At 58.1% G+C, this 16924-nt stretch carries 19 protein-coding genes; 3 read left to right on the plus strand and 16 right to left on the minus strand.

The genetic code is table 11. The features are described 5' to 3' along the window. Positions 1 to 99 precede the first annotated feature (99 nt). Entirely contained in the window at positions 100 to 1020 is a 921-nt protein-coding gene (locus tag M0G74_RS03635; RefSeq protein WP_248214716.1) for a bile acid:sodium symporter family protein, read from the plus strand. Position 1021: 1 nt separating this feature from the next. On the opposite strand, the gene M0G74_RS03640 is transcribed toward M0G74_RS03635, so the two are convergent. Further along, complete coding sequence (locus M0G74_RS03640) at positions 1022 to 1717, minus strand: Crp/Fnr family transcriptional regulator (RefSeq protein ID WP_248214719.1); 696 nt, start codon at positions 1715 to 1717, stop codon at positions 1022 to 1024. A gap of 134 nt (positions 1718 to 1851) precedes the next feature. Here M0G74_RS03640 and M0G74_RS03645 point away from each other — a divergent pair, with 134 nt between their 5' ends. Together M0G74_RS03645 and M0G74_RS03650 are read left to right on the plus strand one after the other, a co-directional pair. Next, on the plus strand, positions 1852 to 2625 hold the full coding sequence (locus M0G74_RS03645) for a class II aldolase/adducin family protein (protein WP_248214727.1): 774 nt from the start codon (positions 1852 to 1854) through the stop codon (positions 2623 to 2625). Between the two features lie 32 nt (positions 2626 to 2657). Continuing rightward, positions 2658 to 3266 carry an HD domain-containing protein gene (locus tag M0G74_RS03650; protein WP_248214729.1) on the plus strand — a complete coding sequence of 203 codons (609 nt, stop codon included), beginning with the start codon at positions 2658 to 2660 and terminating at the stop codon, positions 3264 to 3266. A 94-nt stretch (positions 3267 to 3360) separates the two neighbouring features. On the opposite strand, the gene dbpA is transcribed toward M0G74_RS03650, so the two are convergent. From dbpA to M0G74_RS03725, 15 genes are all read right to left on the minus strand, one after another. Further along, positions 3361 to 4758 carry an ATP-dependent RNA helicase DbpA gene (gene dbpA / locus M0G74_RS03655; protein WP_248214731.1) on the minus strand — a complete coding sequence of 466 codons (1398 nt, stop codon included), beginning with the start codon at positions 4756 to 4758 and terminating at the stop codon, positions 3361 to 3363. A 147-nt stretch (positions 4759 to 4905) separates the two neighbouring features. Further along, on the minus strand, positions 4906 to 5340 hold the full coding sequence (locus tag M0G74_RS03660; protein ID WP_248214733.1) for a GNAT family N-acetyltransferase: 435 nt from the start codon (positions 5338 to 5340) through the stop codon (positions 4906 to 4908). A 39-nt stretch (positions 5341 to 5379) separates the two neighbouring features. Further along, the gene (locus tag M0G74_RS03665) at positions 5380 to 5691 is read right to left on the minus strand and encodes a cupin (RefSeq protein WP_160152399.1); all 312 of its coding nucleotides are present in this window, start codon (positions 5689 to 5691) and stop codon (positions 5380 to 5382) included. A gap of 72 nt (positions 5692 to 5763) precedes the next feature. Further along, positions 5764 to 6177 (minus strand): hypothetical protein, encoded by a 414-nt coding sequence (locus M0G74_RS03670; protein WP_248214736.1) that lies wholly within the window; start codon positions 6175 to 6177, stop codon positions 5764 to 5766. 86 nt (positions 6178 to 6263) lie between these two features. After that, positions 6264 to 6710: a hypothetical protein gene (locus M0G74_RS03675; RefSeq protein WP_248214738.1), complete on the minus strand. Its 447-nt coding sequence runs from the start codon at positions 6708 to 6710 to the stop codon at positions 6264 to 6266. Then, positions 6694 to 8580: a DNA topoisomerase IV subunit B gene (gene parE, locus M0G74_RS03680; protein ID WP_282449927.1), complete on the minus strand. Its 1887-nt coding sequence runs from the start codon at positions 8578 to 8580 to the stop codon at positions 6694 to 6696. The genes M0G74_RS03675 and parE overlap by 17 nt, the downstream gene beginning before the upstream one ends. A 94-nt stretch (positions 8581 to 8674) precedes the next feature. Further along, the gene (locus tag M0G74_RS03685) at positions 8675 to 9304 is read right to left on the minus strand and encodes a YqiA/YcfP family alpha/beta fold hydrolase (protein WP_248214740.1); all 630 of its coding nucleotides are present in this window, start codon (positions 9302 to 9304) and stop codon (positions 8675 to 8677) included. A gap of 89 nt (positions 9305 to 9393) precedes the next feature. Then, positions 9394 to 10092, minus strand: a complete 699-nt coding sequence (locus tag M0G74_RS03690) for a hypothetical protein (protein WP_248214742.1) — start codon at positions 10090 to 10092, stop codon at positions 9394 to 9396. 202 nt (positions 10093 to 10294) lie between these two features. Beyond that, positions 10295 to 11098, minus strand: a complete 804-nt coding sequence (locus M0G74_RS03695; protein ID WP_248214744.1) for a phosphodiesterase — start codon at positions 11096 to 11098, stop codon at positions 10295 to 10297. A gap of 68 nt (positions 11099 to 11166) precedes the next feature. Continuing rightward, positions 11167 to 11688 carry a DUF1249 domain-containing protein gene (locus M0G74_RS03700; protein ID WP_248214748.1) on the minus strand — a complete coding sequence of 174 codons (522 nt, stop codon included), beginning with the start codon at positions 11686 to 11688 and terminating at the stop codon, positions 11167 to 11169. Between the two features lie 160 nt (positions 11689 to 11848). After that, positions 11849 to 12493 (minus strand): NUDIX domain-containing protein, encoded by a 645-nt coding sequence (locus M0G74_RS03705; RefSeq protein WP_248214750.1) that lies wholly within the window; start codon positions 12491 to 12493, stop codon positions 11849 to 11851. 30 nt (positions 12494 to 12523) lie between these two features. Next, positions 12524 to 13090, minus strand: a complete 567-nt coding sequence (locus M0G74_RS03710) for a DUF4136 domain-containing protein (RefSeq protein ID WP_248214751.1) — start codon at positions 13088 to 13090, stop codon at positions 12524 to 12526. Positions 13091 to 13207: 117 nt separating this feature from the next. Then, positions 13208 to 13795 (minus strand): DUF4136 domain-containing protein, encoded by a 588-nt coding sequence (locus M0G74_RS03715; protein ID WP_248214754.1) that lies wholly within the window; start codon positions 13793 to 13795, stop codon positions 13208 to 13210. A 74-nt stretch (positions 13796 to 13869) separates the two neighbouring features. Next, complete coding sequence (locus M0G74_RS03720; protein WP_248214755.1) at positions 13870 to 16230, minus strand: MlaD family protein; 2361 nt, start codon at positions 16228 to 16230, stop codon at positions 13870 to 13872. A 101-nt stretch (positions 16231 to 16331) separates the two neighbouring features. Continuing rightward, complete coding sequence (locus M0G74_RS03725; protein WP_248215310.1) at positions 16332 to 16835, minus strand: paraquat-inducible protein A; 504 nt, start codon at positions 16833 to 16835, stop codon at positions 16332 to 16334. Positions 16836 to 16924: the final 89 nt, after the last annotated feature.

The following is a 16924-nucleotide window of genomic DNA, read 5'->3' on the forward strand; positions in this document are numbered from 1 at the left end:
TCAACTAGAATAGTGATAGCGATGCATCCGGAGCGCCTGGCCCCTTATCCAGCGACTCAGGACAAACAACACGCCTAATAATAATTTCTGGAGGTTCCTATGGAATCCGGCCCCCTCGTCTCGATTGGACTGCCGATCGCCCTGTTTATCATCATGATCGGGATTGGATTGACGCTCACTGCCCGGGACTTCCACCAAGTCACGGTAAAGCCTGCCGGGCTGATCATCGGCACACTGGCACAGATACTGGTTATGCCCCTGGCGGCATTTGCCCTCGCCTGGGCACTGGCACTGCCCCCGGGCATGGCCGTGGGCCTGGTGATCATTGCCGCATGTCCCGGCGGCACCACGTCCAACCTGTTTACCCTGTTGGCCCGCGGTAATGTGGCGCTGTCTATTGTGCTCACGGTTTCCGCCAGCATGATCACCATCATGACCCTGCCCATCTTTACCAACTACGCACTGCAGACCTACTTTGGTAGCGGCCAGGAAATTGCGCTGCCGTTTACCAAGACGGTGATCATGTTGTCGGCCATCGTCCTGTTGCCCGTGGCAATCGGTATGCTCGTGAAGGCGTGGAGACCGGCACTGGCAACCCGGGCCGAGGGGGCAGTAAGCCTGTTCGGCGCCTTTGTGCTGGCGGCCCTGGTCGTCGGGCTGGTATACGGTATTCGCGATCGCTTTCTGGAGCTGCTGGTACAGGCTGGCCCCGCGGCCATTGCCCTGAACCTCCTGGGTATCGCAGCCGGACTGCTGTGTGCAAAACTGGCCGGGCTGACCAAGCGCGAAGGGCTCGCCGTTGCTACCGAGCTGGGGATCAAGAATGGCACCCTGGGCCTGATGGTCACCCTGACCCTGCTGCACTCCAGTGAGATGTCGGTGCCCTCCGCCATTTACGGCGTGATTATGTTCCCCATCGGCTTCCTGCTGGTGAGCTATGGCCGACGGGTAGTGAAAGCCAGTGATTGCCAGCCGGCAAACCCGACCGAGGAAAATGCCAAGCTGGCAGACGCACGTTGAGTCAATCCAATCCGTCGACATAACGCTGCAGGCGCGCGGGATCCGCAATGGTCACGCGCCCATAGGCGAACTCGATCAACCCCTGGTTTTCAATGTTTTTAAGCACACCGTGCACCCCCTGGCGAGTCATGCCCATCATGTTCGCCAGCAGTTCGCGGGTAAGTGCAAAACTGACTGACTGACCGCCCGCCGTCCCCGTACGATTGTGCATTTGCGCAAGAAACAATAGTCGCCTGCCGATGCGCGCCTCGGTGCCCCGCAATACATCGTCCTGAATCACTGACATAGCAGACCAGAGCCGGCGACTGACCTGATCCAGCATGGTGGGGTAGCCCTCCGGGTAACGCTGCAACAAAGATCGCAGCCCCTCCCCCGGGATTTCTACTACCCGGCTATCGCTGTGCGCGGTGGCGCCGAAAACCCTTGGCATCCCTGGGGAAAAAACCGTATCCCCGAACCAGGCACCCACATCGAGAATCGCCAATATGGCCTCGCGGCCGCCGGCGTTGCTGGAACAAATGCGGACGCGGCCATCGGCGATGATACACAGGCTGCTCTGCACCGATCCCGGCGGATAAATGATCTCGCCCGCAGAGTAAGTACGACTGCGGCAAAGACTGGCGAGAGCCTGGCGGGCTTCCTCTCCCAAACCTGCCAGCAGCGGGCAGGCTTGAATACTCACCAATAACTCATTCATGTTTGCCTCCTGCTGCGAAAGTACTTCATCCGGGAAAACGTAAACCAATTGACAGTCTTGTGCACGCGCCGGTACCTAAAATGGCTCTGTCTTAAAAGCCAATACGCAAAATAACAAAATACGGGAGAAAGCCCATGACTGCGACACTGGATTCCATTCCGTCCCTCGAAGGCAAAGTGAGCGCTGAAGAGTGGCAGCTGCGGGTAGACCTGGCCGCAGCCTATCGACTGATCGCACTCCACGGTTGGGATGAAATTGTATTTACCCATCTGTCAGCGCGAATCCCTGGTCCGGAACACCACTTCCTGATCAACCCCTTTGGCGCCCTGTTTGAAGAAATCACCGCGTCCAGCCTGGTCAAGATCGACCTCAACGGCGAGAAAGTCGACGACACACCTTTCCCGGTAAACCCGGCCGGCTTCACCATTCACAGCTGTATCCATGAAGCCCGCGAAGATGCGCAATGTGTCATGCATACCCACACCGTGGAAGGGGTTGCGGTGGCTGCGCACAGCGAAGGGTTGCTACCACTGTCACAGCAATCGCTGTTCCCGCTTTCCAACCTGGCCTATCACGACTACGAGGGTATTGCCGTAAGGGAAGACGAGAAAGCGCGACTGGTTCGGGACCTTGGCAGCGCAAATTACATGATTCTGCGCAACCACGGTCTGCTTACCTGCGGTCCTTCGGTGGCAGATACCTTCCTTGCGATGTTTATCCTGCAGAAGTCCTGTGAAATCCAGGTCGCCGCCCTCGCCGGTAATCGCCCGCTGACCCCGGTGCCGCAGCCGATCATCGACAAGATCGTCGGCGAAGGTAACAAGGTCACCAGTAACCAGGGCGGCAAGCTCGCATGGCCAGGTCTATTGCGCAAACTCGACCGCATCGATCCAAGCTACCGCAAGTAATGTTTTCGAAATTCATCTGACTAGGTAAAAAAATGGAAAATAATAATTCGCCACGGGCCACTTTCACCCATATGGAACAGGGTAGCGCCGAAGACTGGAAGTGCATCGCCGACGCCTTTGGGCCATTTGCCCAGGGCCTCGCAGACCGGGTTATCGCCCACCTGAAACTGCTGGAAGGCGACTTTGGCGGCTTCCCGGTCGACCGCCTGACCCACTGCCTGCAAACCGCAACCCTCGCCCACCGCGATGGCAAAGACGAGGAGTATGTGATCTGCGCGCTGTTGCACGATATCGGCGACACCCTGGGCAGTTACAACCACGCCGATGTTGCGGCGGTGATCCTCGAGCCCTTCGTCAGCGAGGCCAATCACTGGATGATCAAGCATCACGCGATTTTCCAGGGTTACTACTTCTTCCACTACCTAGGTATGGATCGCAACCTCCGCGATAACTACCGTGAGCACCGCTACTTCGCGCAGACGCTGGAATTCATTCAGAAGTACGATGCACCGGCGTTCGACGCAGAGGGTGAAACGCTGCCACTGGCGTTTTTCGAACCGATGTTGAAGCGGATTTTCGAAAAGCCGAAGAAGTCGCTCTATAAGCAGGCTTTTGAGGAAAAAGCCGAAGAAATGGCGTGATCAATACTGCGACCAGAATCGCAGTGTAGGATTTGAAGTCGGAGCCGCCCGCAACCAACATTGGGCGGCTCCTGAATCCGTTCAGACTATCTATTCAGACCCCGACAATACGCGCGCGAAAATTGCGACCTTTGATTTTGCCGTTGGCCAACTTGCCCAGCGCTTTTTTTGCCACTGTTCGCTCCACCGCCACAAAAGTGGAGAAGTCAAACAGCTGAATTTTTCCGATCTGGTTACCGTCAATCCCACCCTCGCCGGTCAAAGCACCGACCACATCCCCAGCCCGGACTTTCTGTTTTTTGCCGCCATCGATCTGCAGTGTCGACATGAGCGGACGAGCTGGCCGGAAGCCTTTTTCAATGGTGGGGATTTCCTGCAAGGTAATCGGTTGCTGCATCAGCTCTTCCAGGCGCTCCAGCTTGTAGATTTCCTTCTTGCTCACCAGCGACAGCGCCAGGCCTTTCTGGCCCGCACGCCCGGTGCGCCCGACCCGGTGCACATGCACTTCCGGATCGCGGGACAGGTGGTAGTTCACCACTACTGGCAACTCTTCGATATCCAGTCCGCGCGCGGCAACGTCCGTCGCCACCAGAATCGACGCACTGCCGTTGGCGAAGAGCGTCAGGGTGCGGTCGCGATCCTTCTGTTCCATATCACCGTGCAGCGCCAACGCGGCAAAACCGGCACTGCGCAGAGCCTGGGCAGCCTCGTCGGTTTCCTTTTTGGTGTTACAGAAGATAACCGCCGACGAAACATCAAGGCTCGCCAACAACTGATAGAGAGCAGCAGGACGCTGTTCGTTGTTTTCCACCCGGTAGTAACGTTGCTCGATAGTGCTCTGGGTATGCCCCGCGGTTACTTCGACTTTTACCGGGTCGCGCATGACCCGGGTGGCCAGCGCATCAATGGTTTTTGGATAAGTAGCAGAAAACAGCAGGGTTTGGCGTTGTTGCGGCAATGCCGCCAGAATCTGGTCCAGTACCGCCTGAAACCCCATGTCCAGCATGCGATCGGCTTCGTCCAGCACCAGAGTCTGTACCTCGCTCAGGTCCAGGTTGCCCTTGCGCAGGTGATCTTCAATACGCCCGGGCGTGCCGACGACAATATGTGCGCCGTGCTTCAGCGAGCCAATCTGTGGCCCGAACGGCATACCGCCGCACAGGGTCAGAATCTTGATGTTGTGAATCGCCCGCGCCAGCTTGCGCAGTTCCCTCGCCACCTGGTCCGCCAGCTCCCGGGTGGGGCACAACACCAGCGCCTGCACCCGGAAGCGCTCCGCCTGTAACTTGTGCAGAACACCGAGGCCAAAAGCCACGGTTTTCCCCGAACCGGTCTTGGCCTGACCGATCACATCCTTGCCCGCCACAATCGCCGGCAGCGCAGCGGCCTGGATTTCCGTCAGGCGTGCAAAGCCGAGATCCGACAGGTTCTTTAGCAGGGACTGCTGCAGCGGCAGGGATTGAAAATCGCGGGGGTGATCCGTGTCAGACATGGTGGAAACCGGGGCTTATAGAAGGAAAGGCCGCGTATTGTAGGTAAGCGCAGGGCAATTTCCTATTGGAATCCGACAAAATGCACCCTAGCCGGAAAACTGTGCGCCCGCAGCGTCACACGCATGCTGTCGGTGCCAGGGCTAGATCTAGGGCTTGGCGACGAAGCCCTTTTCCACATCACCAATAAAACCGACACTCTCGTACAACCGGTGCGCTTCCACACGTTGTGCGCCCGAAAGCAACAAAACCTTGTAGCAACCCATATCCCAGGCCTGATTCAGGGCGAAGGTCAACACCGCTTTACCCAATCCATTGCCGCGCGCTTCCGGAAGGGTAATAACATGTTCAATGACACCAAAGGGGCGCCCGGCCATTGCCATACTGGGCACAGTGCCCAGCATGCAGGTAGAACTCAACTTGCCGTTATGCTCCGCAACAATGATATCGGCATTGGGGGAATTGATAATTTCTGACAACGCCTTTTCCGAGGCCTCAGAACCCAGTTCGGGATCATTCGGCCTCAATGCCCGGTAGAGCTGCAATATTCCGTCTTTGTCTTTTAATTCGGCTAATCTTGGCATACCCGCTCACACTTCACGCAAAAAAAATTTCTAGCTTTGCTACACGCTATCCGCGCTCTCAACCACAAGTACGCGCACTTCACCTCGCGGGTGTGCCACGTGCTCGGTGCCTACGGATGCAAAAAAGATATCCCCCACCTCTAATACGGCCACTTCTTCTTTGCCGGATACGCGATAGTGCATATCGACCACACCATCCAGCACCACAAAGACTTCTTCACCATCGTTTACGTGCCACTTGTATGGCGCATTCGTCCAGTGAAGCCTTGTGGTTATGCCACCCATATTGGCAATTTCCTTTGCACCCCAGGCGCGCTCAGCGGAAAAATCTTTGCTTCTTACGACTTCCATTTTTTAACACTCTAGATCCATAAACATTGACCATCCAAAACGCGGCCCACCTGACAGGACATCTACGAACGCCTATTGAACCCTGAATTTCACCCCGGAAAATGGCTTCTGATTGAACCACAGTAGCTTTTCCATTGGAAAATTGGAGAACACCAGAAGTTTGTCACTCTCCCAGCTAACCCTGAGATCACCGGGCTCAGAATCAATACCGAAAATACCGCCGTATTCCTCGCCACTTCTCAGGTCGACAAGCAGAACACCGGTCTGGACCCGGGTGAATGCACCGCAATCTGAATAACCGATCCTGGCAACTTTATTGCCATCTGGAGATGGCACACTGACAACTTCCGTATTTTTACAGATTTCAGGAAAATCAACACCGGCCAGTTCCAATGCTGCGAAAGCACATTGAAAACCCACGTAGGTAAAGAAAACAGCCGCCCCGGCATTCCAAAGTAGTTTTCGAGTCTTTTTAAAATACTGCACGGCAGTGATTACCAAAAAGGAAGATTGAATTACATTGTGTATATATCCATACACACCGACGCTCACCGCATTGGGGACTTCGATTGTCAGGCATTAGGATCCGCAAAATACATACTCAACCAAAGTAACGGCATACTTAGCAAAGCAATAGCCATTGATAAATTGGACTTTAAAACAACAATTTTCTTGCCAGAGTAAACTTCAAAAAAGCCAACGAGCAGAGAAATTGCCAAACAGGCCACGAAACAGCTCAGGAAGAGTTGGCTAGCTCCGGTATGGCAATAAAGACCATTATGTCTTTTGCTGCAAAACCCTTCACTAACGAATAGCGCTACAGCCCCCGCCAGCAACGTAACTGCCATAGCCATTATTGTCACAAGCCGATATTTTTTACTGAGCACTCTTCTTCGCCGGGTTCTCATTTTCCTGATACTCGCTGCAGGGGCGGCGGGCGCTTTCCAGATTGCCACCATTTCTGCCCCAAACAATAAAGCCCCGCATTGCGGGGCTTTATCTTTAGCTGACTTCGGCAAGGTTGCCCTTACTCTCCAACCACTGCTTCCGGTCTCCCGCGCGCTTCTTCGCGAGCAACATATCCAGCAACTGATTGCTGTCGTCGCCAGCATCGATAAACAGTTGCACCAGACGGCGGGTGTTGGGGTCCATGGTGGTCTCGCGCAATTGTAGCGGGTTCATTTCACCCAACCCTTTAAAGCGGGTTACCTGAATCTTGCCTTTCTTCTTCTCCGCGGCGATGCGATCGAGAATGCCCTGGCGCTCGGCGTCGTCGAGTGCGTAGTAGACGTCTTTACCGATGTCGATACGGAACAGCGGTGGCATGGCGACATACACATGGCCATTGGTGACCAGCGGGCGGAAGTGACGCAGGAAGAGCGCACACAGCAGGGTGGCAATGTGCAGGCCATCGGAGTCGGCATCCGCGAGGATACAGATTTTGTTGTAGCGCAGACCTTCGAGGTTGTCGCTGCCCGGGTCTACGCCGAGCGCGACGGCGATATCGTGCACTTCCTGGCTGGCAAGAATCTCGCTGGAGTCCACTTCCCAGGTGTTCAGGATTTTACCGCGCAGGGGCATGATGGCCTGGAATTCACGGTCGCGGGCCTGCTTGGCAGAACCACCGGCGGAGTCACCTTCCACCAGAAACAGTTCCGAGCGGCTGGTATCACCGCTGGAGCAGTCGGCCAGTTTGCCCGGCAGCGCAGGGCCCTGGGTGACTTTTTTACGCGCGACTTTTTTCGCCGAACGCAGGCGCTTTTGTGCGTTGCTGATGCAGAGTTCGGCGAGCTTGTCGCCGTCTTCGGTGTGCTGGTTCAGCCACAGGCCAAACGCATCTTTGGCCACACCGGAAATAAACGCAGTGGCCTCACGGGAACTGAGGCGCTCCTTGGTCTGGCCGGAGAATTGCGGGTCGGCGAGTTTGGCGGAAAGCACGTAAGAGCACTGGCCCCAGATATCTTCCGGCCCGAGTTTGACGCCGCGTGGTAACAGATTGCGGATTTCGCAGTACTCGCGCATGGCATCCAGCAGGCCGGCGCGCAGGCCGTTGACGTGGGTGCCGCCCTGGGCGGTGGGAATCAGGTTGACGTAGGACTCGGCGGTGACTTCACCGCCTTCCGGCAGCCATTGCACCGCCCAGTCTGCCGCTTCGGTCTGCGCGGAGAAGTTACCAACAAAAGGTTCTGCCGGCAGCACTTCCCAGCCCTGGTTGGCCGCGGCCAGGTAATCCTTGAGGCCGTCTTCGTAGTACCACTGATCGGATTCGCCGTCCTGCTCATTGATAAAGGTGACGGAGAGACCGGGGCAAAGCACCGCCTTGGCGCGCAGCAGGTGGCGCAGGCGCGGTACCGAGAATTTGTTGGAGTCGAAATACTTGGGGTCCGGCAGAAAACGGATGCTGGTGCCGGTGGTGCGTTTGCCGCACTCGCCGATCACTTCGAGATCGGAGGCCTTGTCACCATTCTGGAAGCCAATACGATGCACTTGGCCGTCGCGCTGAATGGTGACTTCCACCACTTTCGACAGCGCGTTAACCACCGACACACCCACGCCGTGAAGACCGCCGGAGAACTGGTAATTCTTGTTGGAGAATTTACCCCCCGCATGCAGGGTGGACAGGATCACCTCCACTCCGGGACGCCCTTGTTCCGGGTGAATATCCACCGGCATGCCGCGACCATCGTCGCTGACCGACAGAGAGTGATCCTTGTGCAGTACCACCTCGATTTTTTTGGCGTGGCCGGCAAGGGCTTCGTCGACACTGTTGTCGATGACTTCCTGGGCTAGGTGATTCGGTCGGGTGGTATCGGTATACATACCCGGGCGTTTTTTCACCGGGTCCAGCCCCGTTAGTACCTCGATATCTTCAGCGGAATAATTGGCCATAATTTCTGCTCACCCCTCGGGGTGCCTACTGCTGATGCTTATTCGTTGTTTTTTGCTCAGTGCTCGCTATGAGCGATTGTCCTAGATCTTCTATCTAATTGTTGTCTGGCGGAAACAGGAAATCTACCAGTGCCTCGGCATAGCGGGCAAATCCCTGGAAGCTGTGGTCGCCGCCCTCTTCCACCGTTTGCCGCTGTCCGTGGTAAAACTGCTCCGCCTCACGGCAGTCGAGCGTCTCGTCCCCGCGCTGGGCCAGCAACCAGTAGCGGCCCGCCAGAGGCGCAACCACGTTGCCTTCCAATTGCCGCATCTTATCCACATCTTCGGGGGCAAGGCGATAGGTCTGCATTTCCCCGCTGTAAGGCTGCAAGTCCTGCCCCAAATATTTGGGCATGAAGCGAGAAGGTTTGACCGCGGGATTGACCAGCACTGCCGGTAGCTGGTGCTGCTCGGCCAGCCAGGTACTCCAGAACCCTCCCATAGAGCTCCCCACAAGGCCAATGGGCCCCAGGTGGTTGTCTATAGAGTCCTGCAATATTTTGCCCAGCACAACCGCAGCTTCGCCGGGATAGGGCGACACCAGCGGGGCGTAAAAGACGATGTCCGGGCGATGCTCGAGCAGCCAGGCTTTGAGCAGTTCGCATTTGTAGGACTGCGGCGATGACAGGAAGCCGTGCAGATAAATCAGCAGCGGGCGTTCGCTAGAGAATTGTGGGTGTGACATGGGCGGGGATTATAGCGATGCCGCCGGCATAAGTACCGGCGGCTTTCCCCAAATGGCGAGGTTATGGTGAGGTTGTAGCAACCAGGCTGTTACTGCAGCGACTTATCCAGGCTGGCAAATGCGCGGCGCATATCGGTTTTCATGTCGGTCCAGAAGGTGACACTGGTAAAGCGTTCGAAGCGGCCGTTAGGGCCGAGGCTGCCAAAGTTCTCACCGATATCGCGGCGGTCGCTGAAGCGCATCACCGCATTGCCGTTGCTATCCTGCAGCTCACCGGAGAGTACACCGTAAGCACTCTGATCGGTATACACCCGCCACAGCCAGGGTTGCGGATCCAGCGGTGCGCCCAGTGAGAAGCTGCTCAGATCCAGCTGTAGAACGTAATCCGCCTGCGCTTTATCGCTCACCAGCACACTCTGGCGCGGTGCCAGGAAGCGCTCGGTCAACGTCTGCCCCATCAGGTCCTGGAGGCGGGCTATATCCTTCTGGTCCAGCTCGTAGTCCTTGGCTCTCAGGGGAGAGCCTGCGCCGGGAAAGCGCCGGCTGTAAGCCACATTGACCGGCTCGAGATAAACCTTGGCGCCACTCAGGTCAAAGGCATAGGCAGCACTGACACTATCCAGCCCGGTTTGGCGCGGCAGCAGGCCGTCTTCGGTATCTTGCGGGGTAACCGTCGCCTGCTGGACACAACCGCCGAGCAGCGCAAGGGAAAGGGAGAGGAGTAACCCAGAGAGAGACGGCCTAGAGAGAAATGGCCAAGAAAGAAGTTTGCGATGAATTGTTAGCATGGTGACCTCACTTCCTGAAGTACGAAAGTACAAGAAAATATCAGGCGGCCAAAGGTGATCGATCCTGACCAGCCATTGAACCCGGTACCGCTAAACCGCGAATTCAGGTGCCATTCTAAAATAAAAATAGATCACGAAGTCACGAAAGGCAGGTTTAACGGTGAAATGACCGATCATCCTGCTTCCATTGGAAAAGCCGGGATCAGTATCCGGAAGAGGCCAGATCCACGCTGTATTCGGCGATGGCGACGCGCTCGACCCCGGTGCTATAGCTGCCGTCGTCGTTGAGTTCAAACCAGCGGTAGCCGGGCATTTCACTGTCCACGGCGAAAGGACCGCTGCCGGGGGTGAATTGCACCGAGGTGGAAGGGGTGGCGTGCAGGCCGATATGATCCAGCTGGCTGTCGTACTGCTGGTGGACGTGTCCCCAGGCAATGGCGCGCACATTGTCCGCCCCGCGCACCAGTTCGATAAAGGCTTCGCGCCCTTCGCGCAGCATGTGGCCATCGATCCAGTGGCTGCCAACGGGTACCGGCTGGTGGTGCATCATCAGCAACAGGGGATGCTCGCTGTGGCTGGCAATCAGCTGTTCGATACGCGCCAGCTCAGCGGCACTGAAACCACCGCAGATTTGCCCGGGCACGCTGGTATCCAGCAACAACAGACGCCAGTTACCCAGGCTCACCACTTCCGGGCGTCTTCTGGGGGCGATTTCATCCATGCGCTGGGGATTATCGTGATTGCCGGGCAACCAGAACCAGGGGGTGGTGACCGGCTGCATTTTATGTAGAAAACGGCGATAGGCGGCTTCAGAGCCGTTGGCAGAGACATCACCGGTGACGATCATCAGCTCAGGGGCGTCAGCGCTGCCGGCGACGGCCGTGAGTACTTCATCCAGTGTGCGGCCGGTATCCAGGCCCAGCAACTGATAATCCGGCCGGCCGCCAACATGGGGGTCGGTTATCTGGATCAGCCGATTTGCTGGTTCTACTGCCGCGTTATTCACTTTCTCACCTTGCCGAAACATCCATGTACGCTTGTGCGATGCCCGGCTTTCTCTCTCGTCCGCAGGATTCAGATGCGCCGACCACCCAGGGTGAAGTCGACTTCCGCGCGGCCATTTGCCAGGCAATGAGCCAACCATTCGCTCAGGAACCGGTTGACCTGTTGGCGCTCGTCTTCACTGTGCATGGCCGGGTTGGGATAGCTGAAATTCAGTCCGTCGCCACCGATCGGCCCCTGGCCATCCACCGCCACCACTTCCGCCATGCGCGCATCGTGATACAGGCGCACGGTAATGGGAGGCGGAGCCAGCCAGTTTTTGTCCTTGCTGCCGGATTCCGGCGCGGAGGATTGCAGGCTCACCTCTGTGGTGTACCTGCTGCGCTCCAGCACCGCCACTTCCAGGGTGCCGTCGGGCATCTGGTAGCGCCAGCTTTGGTTACTTGCGAGCTCCGGCATCAATTTGCACAGGCGCAGATAATTGGCATCACAGTCTGCATGATAAGTGGGCAGATCCACACGAAATCGCTCTTTTGCGATCGTCCGGATCTGTGATGCCGCCTTACTGCGGCCAGTGCCTGCCGGTACCGCCATTATCGACACTCCTGTTGAGTTCGCGCCGTGATTCATCTCTCAAAATATCCGCGCCACCACCGATTGCCGGCGCCATTGGTCGCATTCTTGTCATATCACCACTGTGCGGGTGCAATATCCGTGCAATACCGCGGAAATTGGTCGCACAAGCTGCAACCATTCAGCCGCGCGTCGCTCCGGTTTCCAGCCGTGACCGATTCAGCTGCAGCCACTGCAGGCTGATGATACTGGCGGCATTGTCGATGGCGTCATCAGCGCTGTTTACTGCCGCCAATACCGTCTCCAGCGGGAATACCCGCAGGCGTATGTCCTCGTGCTCCTCCGCCAGCCCGAAATGGCCCTCGATCCCGCGCAGGTCGGCACAAGCACAAAAAAGGTGCATCCGCTCGCAGGTTCCGCCGGGGCTTGGCAGGTAACTGCGAATAAAGTGCAGTTCCTGCACCTCCAGGCCGGCCTCTTCCTGCAGTTCGCGCCGGGCGACGTCTTCCAGGGACTCGCCCTCTTCGACCATGCCGGCTACCACCTCCAGGCACCAGGGACCCGCCTCGCGCTCCAGGGCGCCAATGCGAAACTGCTCGATAAGTGCCACCAACTGGTGTTCGGGGTCGAACAACAGCACCCCCACCGCATGCCCGCGTACAAACAGCTCGCGTTCCATTTCGCCACCCCAGCCACCACGGTAGAGGCGGTGGCGCAGGCGCAGTTTGTGCATTTTGAAAAAACCGTCGTAGACGGTTTTGCGGGACAGGATATCCACCGCACCGCGGGTGAACTGAGGTTTGAGGTCCGTTTTATCACTGCTCATGCAAGATTCTTCCCAATCGAAAACGGACAATCAGTCGTAACCGACATCATTGTAGGGTGGGAAGCGGGCGAGAATCAGGGCGGCCTCTTCGCGCAGCTGCAGCAATTGCTGGTCCGGCGACTCGTAGCGCCCGGCTACCGTGGGCATGCTACCCCGCCACAGGGGGGCTTCTTCCGGCGACAGCACATCCACAATCAGGGTGGATTCACGGTATTCACGCACCCGCAGCGGGGCCCGCCAACCAAAACCGAAGTAGCGGTAGCCACCGTAAATGCTGAAGGGGTCGTCGTAGACCGCCACTTTATCGGTGCTGAACAGCTGTACCCGCACCAGGAAGTCTGCCTGGTCACGGCTGGCTGCGGGCTGGTAGCTTCCCTTGAGGATGTCGTCGACGGCCTGGCTGGCACGCTTGCTTTCGAAGGGCGAAACAGGGCCATTGGCCAAGGTGTCGAGCAGGTAATAGCTGCGCAGGTTGGCGAATTTGAACGATGGGTCGTAGTCCACGGCCACCGGGTTGGGGGTTGTACAGCCCGTGAGCCCCAGGGCCAGAATCAGCCCCAGCAGGGCAGCCGTACGAAATTTAAGCAGCGAAGCCATGTGTTCTCCCGCGATGCGTTGGTATGCGTTTGGAGCACCGGCGTCCCTGCCGAAACTGTTATTGGTTGTTTATCCGAGCGCTGGCCATCAGCGGCCGCTCACTGGAAAGCCTACCGGTCAAGAGGCCGGCGGTAAATCCTGCAGTAATTCCCCAATGGCCTTGTTGAGGATGCGCTGGCGCTCATTCTTGTCCTCCGGGCGCACCATCAATTTGGTGGCGCTGCCGCCCCAGATGGGCATGGCATTTTGCGGGCCGATGCCCACAGACAGAGTGACCCGCGGCGCACCGGTGCGCGAAGGCAATTCCACCACCCCGGACTGGGCGTTGCTGTCGAACTGCGCATCCCAGCTTTCGTTGGTGGGATCACCGGCAAATTCTTCTTCCACCACCGCGATCTGGTAGTCCACCACCATCTGCGCATTGTCCACACCCTGTACCTGTCGGTAGCCGCGGGACTGCAGCAGCGCGCCGAGGGTCTGGCGCAGCTCGGTATCCAGTTCTACCAGCTGCGCCGGGGCGCCGGTGTCGGCACTCAACACCTCAGTACCCCAGGCGTAGGTCTGGAAGCTGACGGGCGGCGTGCGCGATTCGATACGGTCGATCTGGGTGGGACTGCTGCAGCCTGTGAGAGCGCCCCCGGCCAGTCCGACCAGTCCTGCAAAGGCCAGTAATCCCGACGCCATGCGGCTAATTCTATTACGCATCCGTTTTTCCTTTCCCTTCTGTTTTCTGCTCTGAGCGCAACGAAAAGATATGTTCCGTGTATTGCGGAGCCGATTTATTTGAAACTGTCTTCCAGTGCCGGGTAAAGCTCGATTTTCGGGCTCCATAGCAGCCACTCGGGCTCGGCCTTGCCATACAGTGGATAGTGGCTGCCAGATTCCACTTCCAGCCCCATTTCCGGATTGTTCGGTGTCGCGAAGGCGATGCCTCCCGCCAGCAGGGCCTGGGCAGACTCGGTGTGCACATCCAGCCCGGTCTTGAGGCCAAAATTCACATCCATTCCGCTGGCATTCCAGAATCTGGAATGCTCCCGCACCAGGGTGCGGAATTCGGGTTCTATATAACAATAGATGTAAACACGATCCGCCAGTTCCCCCAGCTGGTAACCGGTCACCTTGCCCACCTGCACCTGCCGATAATAAATCGGGCTGCCGCGTTTAAGCGATCCCCGCCGCGGCGCATCCAGAATCAGCGCCAATCCGGGCATCATCATGGTATCGGCCAGGTCCGGCTCGGGCTTGACGGCCAGGGCCACAAACTCCGTCTGCGGCTCATTGCCCTGACCGGGCTCCAGCTCGAGAAATGGCCCGGTGACCAGGGTATCCAGGTTGTCGACGCCACTGAGTCCAATCTTCGGTCCCACCACCCACATGCGTGTGCCAGTGCGTGCAAAGCGCTCGGCGCGCTGGTACAAACGGGCGCGCGCACGCACGCCATCCAGTTCGTGGCTGAGGCGCATGCGGGTGATTTCACCCACCTGAATGCCGCGATAGCGCAGCGGCGCACCAACTTTCAGACCCTCATCGCCCGTGAGGTCGATGTAGATATTGACGCCCTCTTCCATCGCCTCGTCGCGACTGCCATATAACCGGAAACTGTCGCCGCTGCGGGCACTGCCGGCATTTTTGCTGTCGTGGGGGCCACTGCCGAAGGCGATGCCGCCGCGCACCAGCGACAACAGTGAGTCCGTCTCCACCTCCACCCCCTTGAGGCTGGCACTGGCACGCAGACCACTCACATTCCAGAAGCGGCTTTCACCATTCACCAGGTGCGCGTAGGGCGGGTCTATCACCACATAGACCTCCACCCCGGAGCCATCGGGCTTGAGCGCCATCCCCTGTACCCGCCCCACTTCTACCTGGCGGTAGTACACCGAGGCACCCCGCTGCAGTGAGCCGGTATTTCTCGCGGTCAATTGGAGATGCAGCCCGGGCACCCGGGGGTCCCGCGGCGGCGGGCTGGAGTGGGCGGCGAACTCCCGCACCGAGCGCTGCCCCTTGCGCAGGTCAACCTCGATGCGATTTCCTTTCAGCAGGTCATTGATACCGGAGGTGAAATCCAGCGTGGGCGGTGCCAGCCAGAAGCGGGTGTTTTCGCTCAGCAGGTCATCGGTGATGGGGTCCATCAGCACCTTTACTTCCATCCCGTCGATTTTGCGATTGGCTTTAACGGTACTGACCTGCCCCACCCGGATTCCCTGGTAGATCACCTGCGTAGTGCCCTCGGCGAGGCTTACACCGCGATCAAAATTGAGGGTGATGGGAATACCGGCATCCGCCTCGGCGAAACTTTTGTACAGCTTGAACTCGTTGCCATCCACCGCCAGCGGCGACTGGTTCTGGGATTCCGGAGTGTAGAAACTCACACCGCCGGCAATCAGGGAGGCGAGGGACTCCAGCTCGACATTGACACCGCTGATGCCCCCCTGGATCGAAACCCCCGAGGTATTCCAGAAGCGGCTGCCGCGGTGCACCAGGTGCGCATAACTGCGGCGAATAAATAGATTGATCTCCACCTCGCTGGCGTCTTCCGCCAGGTGGTAACTCTCTACCTGCCCCACTTCCAACTGGCGGTAATACACCGGTGAACCGCGATTGAGCGACGCCAGGCGGGGAGATTTAAGGGTGACACGCAGGCCATCACCGCGCACATAGGCCGGTGGCTCGGTCACCGCAACAAAGTGCCGTTGCTGAGCGCCACTGCCCGGCTCGACCGCAATGTAATTACCGGACACCAGCGCTTCCAGCCCGCGCACCCCGGTGAGGGACACCTCCGGCTTCACCAGCCAGAACTTGCTGCCTTTGGTCAACAGATAGCCGGCACTGCGGTTAAACGTTACCTCGGCCAGGACCCCGTCCTGTCCTTCCAGCTCCGTGGCGTTCGGCACCAGCCGGAAATCGCCCACCACACCGATTTCCACCCCGGCATACTTCACTGCGGTCTTGCCTTTCACCAAGCCATCACCGCTGGAAAACAGAATCGTGGCGCGTATATCGCCCTGGGTGAAATCCTTGTACAGCAGCCACACGGCGATCAGTGCCGCGATCAAGGGCAGCAGCCACACCAGCGAGAGACCGCGACTGCGGCGCGCCAGACCTTCCGGCTGGGCGTCGTATTCAAACGGCGGCTCGCTCATCCATACTCCCTTTGCTTACTTTATTGCTCTTTACTTCATTACTTCATTACTTCATTACTTCATTGCGCTGCCAGCCGGTGCTGCGGTTCGGCAACCGCAAATCAGCGGCCGGACTCCGACTCAGTCACCTTCGACTCGTACATATCCCAGATCAGGCGCGGGTCAAATGCCCGCACCGCAAACATGGTTACCACCACCACCGTCGCAAACGCGGTACTGCCGGCTCCGGCTTCCACCTCTGCGATGGCCCCCATATCTACGAGCGCCACCAGGATCGAGATCATGAACAGGTCCAGCAGCGACCAGCGCCCGATCGCATTCACCACCCGGTAGATCCGCATCGCCTGGCGCGGTGCCACATTTAACCGCAGCTGCACCGTCAGGCAGAGAATAACCAACCCAACCAGTTTCATTACCGGCACCGCGATACTCGCCACAAACACAATCAGCGCAATGCCCCAGAGGCCATTGTGGTACAACTCCAAAGCGCCGCCGATGATGGTACTGGGCTCCCCGGAACCCAGATAGATGACCGTCATCACTGGCAGTATATTGGCAGGAATCAGCAACAGTGCGCCGGTAATGGTCAGCGCCCAGGTCAGCATCACACTGGCCTCCACCCGCCCGTGCATACGCGCGCCGCAACGGGGACACAGACACGAACGGGTACCCCGCGCCACCGACACCAGCTGTC

The sequence above is a fragment of the Microbulbifer sp. CAU 1566 genome (assembly GCF_023156515.1).
In the GTDB taxonomy this organism is placed as follows: Bacteria; Pseudomonadota; Gammaproteobacteria; order Pseudomonadales; family Cellvibrionaceae; genus Microbulbifer.